Genomic DNA, 2,362 nt, shown 5'->3' with positions numbered 1-2,362 from the left:
CTCGACGCCGACGACGCTAGAAGTCCGCCAGGTCCGCCACACTGGCAAGTCCCCGGAAATCACCCCAACGAGGCACCCTCACAAGATCTGCACCCATCCTCGTCCTTGCCATCCAGGGCCGCGTCACCGCGGGTTACTGGCTCCCGCCTGGACGGCGCCAACCGCCAGGATCTCGTAGTTCGGTTCAGCACCAATCGGTGCCACTCACGACCCGGCACCGGCCCAGCCCACCGCCAGTCCTACGCCTTGCGGTGCGGGTAGTCACGAGCATGCTGCTGCCGGATCTCCCACCACGGGTCGCTCGGCGTCGCTACCAGCGCGGCCACCAGCTCCCGCTTCGTCGGGGCGGGCAGCACCAGCGGGCCCAAGCCCTTTGCGGCGCGGGCCTGCACGCACCCCGGGCACTCCAGCCGATCGGAGCCGGCCTCCTGGCGCAGCTCCAGCTTCGAGCCGGCCTTCCCGCCGATCGAGCCCCGGCACGTCCAGCACGGGCGCAGCGCGGCATTCGCCTCCCGGGCGGCTTCCAGCTGTTCTTCGGCCTCCCGTTCCAGGCGCTGGGTGTGTTCCTGGTGGCAGGTCCAGCAGCGGCCGCCGGGGCGGCGGGTCCACTCGACCCGTCCTTCGGGGCCGTACTCCCAGGTGCTCTCCTCCTCGGGAACGTCGCCACAGTCGATGCAGACCAGGGAGTCCATCAGCTCCTGGTGGGCCTTGTGCTCCTCGTCCTCGCGGGCGGCCTGGCGCAGGTCGTAGGCGGCCCGGTTGTTCGGGTTCTCCAGCGCCTCGATGAGGGAGTGCCGGCCGGGGCGGCCGAAGCGCCACCACACCGGGCCGAGCGGCCCGTGCTCGGCCAGCAGCTCCAGGGTGGTCGCGACGATGGGCACGGCGTCGTCGTACTCGCGCCACCCATCGTCGTTGTAGTCGCGGACCTCCCTGCGCCACCGGCCGCGCCAGCAGTCGGCGGACAGGTCCGCGACGGCCTGCTGCCGGTTGGCCAGCGCGACCGGTCCGGCGTCGGTGACGACCAGGGCGACCGGCGGGTACCCGGCGCGGGTGTGGCCGGGCCAGGTACGGCGCCACCAGTGCACCGTCCGGTCGGCCGGCTCCCGGTCGGCGAGGGCGGGGTCGTTATCGCGGACCTTGGTGCGGAACAGCTCGCGGTAGCGGGGGAACTTCGCGGCGACGTCGGCCGGGGCCATGGTGGAGCGGTCGACCTCGACCATGAGGACCGGCACCCCGATCTCCGCCGCCTGCCACACGCCGTCCGGGCGCACCTTGCGCTTCCCGCCCGGCAGCGTGAATTCCACCTCGGTCGCCCAGTCGGTCACGGCGCCCACCCCGCCCGGGGCGTCCGGCGCGGTGCCGCCCAGGACGAACGCGGCGATCGTCTCGTTGACCGCCATCGCATGCTGGGCACCGGAGCGCCCGGCACCCCGCGCCGTTCCGCCCATGTCGGAGCGAGGCAGGCCGAGCACCTGCCCGGCCGCCTCCAGCCCGGCCGTGCCCTCCAGCCGCCAGGTCTTGTGCCGGTCCTTCGTGTTGCCGTCGGAGGCGACCAGGCCGTGCAGGGCGAGATCGCGCAACGCCTGCCGGATCACGGTGTTCGACGCCGCCCCCGGGCGCAGCAGTCGCTGGAGCTGATCGGCGGTGGCGACCTTGAGCACGCCGAGCGCGCCGAGGACGTCGGAGCGCAGGGCGTTGGTCGAGCCGTTCGGGTTGGCGGCGCCGCGCCGGAACGCGGTCCGTCCCGGCCGGGACGGCTGCGGTGGTTCGACGGCGTCGGCCTGGTCGTCGTTGTCGTCGGGCAGGGCGGGGCTCTGACGGGTGCTCACGGGCGTCTCCCGGTGGTCGTGGTCGCTGCTGCCTCTGAGGGATATCCGGCGCTCCTGACAGCGGCCAAGCCCGTTCCGGGCCCGCGCGCCGCGCCCTCTCCCACCACCTCGATCCGGCCCCCGCCGCCACCCCCCAGCAGCGAGCGGCCGGCACCAGCCGGACGCGAGAAAAGGAGAAGCCCACCGCAGGTGCAACAACCCGAACCGACCAACCGACAACGCCACAACCACAAACCAAACCAAAAGCAGAAAGACGGGAGAAGAGGGTTGTCAGAATGCGGTGGCGGCCCGGATTCGGGCACTGACCTGCCCGTTTTCCCGCATCCGACGCGAGAGGGCCGGTAGGGGGTACGGAGGGGGAGACGGCAGGGGGAACAGAAGCACTCCGACCAAACTCACCGAGGTCATCAAGGTGTTGGTGAGTTTCCTTGATGGGCCATCAAGGAAACCCGGCGATCTTCCCGAAGTCGGTGACCAGGCCCTTGCGGCGGGCGAGTTCACCGTCGAACAGGTCGGTGATCATCGCGATCGCG

At 71.8% G+C, this 2,362-nt stretch carries 1 protein-coding gene and 1 pseudogene; both read right to left on the bottom strand.

The genetic code is table 11. The annotated features are described in order from the left end of the window. Nucleotides 1–239: 239 nt before the first annotated feature. Nucleotides 240–1,829 carry a replication-relaxation family protein gene (locus tag ABZW30_RS46855; protein WP_355677470.1) on the bottom strand — a complete coding sequence of 530 codons (1,590 nt, stop codon included), beginning with the start codon at nucleotides 1,827–1,829 and terminating at the stop codon, nucleotides 240–242. Nucleotides 1,830–2,280: 451 nt separating this feature from the next. Then, a pseudogene (locus ABZW30_RS46850) lies at nucleotides 2,281–2,362 on the bottom strand (CDP-alcohol phosphatidyltransferase family protein); the annotation flags it as partial.

Origin of the sequence: Kitasatospora sp. NPDC004669, assembly GCF_040609455.1 — a bacterium.
GTDB lineage: Bacteria > Actinomycetota > Actinomycetes > Streptomycetales > Streptomycetaceae > Kitasatospora.
Note: the sequence above shows the minus strand (reverse complement) of the source record. Positions and strands in the feature narration are given on the sequence as shown.